This is a genomic window from Bradyrhizobium sp. KZN70725 (assembly GCF_055264925.1).
On sequence record NZ_JBUYWT010000163.1, the window covers coordinates 1 to 1,527 of the forward strand.

Here is a 1,527-nt window from a genome sequence, read left to right on the forward strand (position 1 = left end):
CGGCAAGAAGGCCGACATCGACGCCCGCGTTGCCCAGATCAAGGCGCAGATCGAGGAGACCACCTCGGACTACGACCGTGAGAAGCTGCAGGAGCGTCTCGCCAAGCTCGCGGGCGGCGTCGCGGTGATCCGCGTCGGCGGCGCGACTGAGGTCGAGGTGAAGGAGCGCAAGGATCGCGTTGATGACGCGATGCATGCGACCCGCGCGGCTGTCGAGGAAGGCATCCTCCCGGGCGGCGGCGTCGCCCTGCTCCGTGCCTCCGAGCAGCTGAAGGGCCTGCGCACCAAGAACGACGACCAGAAGACCGGCGTCGAGATCGTGCGCAAGGCGCTGTCGGCTCCGGCTCGCCAGATCGCGGTCAACGCCGGCGAGGACGGCTCCGTCATCGTCGGCAAGATCCTGGAGAACAAGACCTACAATTACGGCTTCGACGGCCAGACCGGCGACTATGCCGACCTTGTCAAGAAGGGCATCATCGACCCGACCAAGGTCGTGCGCACCGCGATCCAGAACGCCGCCTCCATCGCGGCACTCCTAATCACCACGGAAGCCATGGTCGCCGAGCTGCCGAAGAAGAGCGCACCCGGCGGCATGCCAGGGGGTGGTGGCATGGGCGGCATGGGTGGTGTGGACTTCTAGGTCCAAAGTTCAGCGTTCAAAGAAAGAGAGGCCCGGCATCGCCGCCCGGCTTTTCTGTACTGGTTATATGTCGGACACGAATCGTGCCGGTCGCTGGGCGAACCACTTCCGGTCTGGCCCGATGACAGAATGACCTCAGAGGTGGTCCGGCCTTCGCGTTACACAGCCAGGGTCAGCAGCGGACGTGCCGACGCTCCCGCCTGACGAAAAGACTTAGTCCGCGCGTGCTCGTCGACAGCGACCTTTGGCACGTATGGCTTCTCGCGCCTTCGCTCCACATCGAACTCTGAGCGGCCCGTGTAATTGATATGCTGGCCATACATGTGCAGTGACATTGAAACGTCTTCTGGCCGAACGTCACAGCAGCTTCTCGGCGCCATGCTCGCTCACGTTGCGGATCAGCGGCGCTTGCGATCAACTACGCATCAGATTCTATGTTCACCAAGACTTCCCCTGCGATAATTTCGGGCGCGCCAAGATGAAGGTCATGCATGCTTGCTTGAACAAACTGCAGGACCTTTTCGTTCGCCGCATTGGCGCTTTCGCGGTCCTCGAATATCATCACAGCGACACCAACGCCTTGGCCCCCATCCAATACATAATAAGATTTAAATCCGGGCGAATCCTTCAGGATCTGGCCGATGCCACTCTTGGCGCGGCGGGCAGCATCCGCAACTGAACGAACCTTGGTGTACTTTCTAACGAACATATACATCTGGCCACCCTTGCATCTCAATTCCGGTCCTGCGCATCAAAGCATATAGGGCCGCTGCAGGACTAGGTGGTGTGGACATTTATCGCATCCATAAGACGATGGCTGCGAGAGTAACGACGGCCAGGTAATTTCGGGCGGTCTTTTCGAAGCGGGTTGCGACGCGGCGGAACTG

General features: G+C 60.6%; 2 protein-coding genes and 1 pseudogene. 1 reads left to right on the top strand and 2 read right to left on the bottom strand.

Annotation, left to right across the window (positions count from 1 at the left end; all coding sequences use genetic code 11):
* Positions 1-640 (top strand): TCP-1/cpn60 chaperonin family protein (locus tag ACZBJS_RS42455; protein WP_463440326.1); only part of this gene is annotated, 640 nt, incomplete at its 5' end.
* Between the two features lie 418 nt (positions 641-1,058).
* Here ACZBJS_RS42455 and ACZBJS_RS42460 read toward each other — a convergent pair.
* Positions 1,059-1,355 carry a hypothetical protein gene (locus tag ACZBJS_RS42460; RefSeq protein WP_141341221.1) on the bottom strand — a complete coding sequence of 99 codons (297 nt, stop codon included), beginning with the start codon at positions 1,353-1,355 and terminating at the stop codon, positions 1,059-1,061.
* Between the two features lie 79 nt (positions 1,356-1,434).
* Positions 1,435-1,527: pseudogene (locus ACZBJS_RS42465) on the bottom strand (IS5/IS1182 family transposase); the annotation flags it as partial.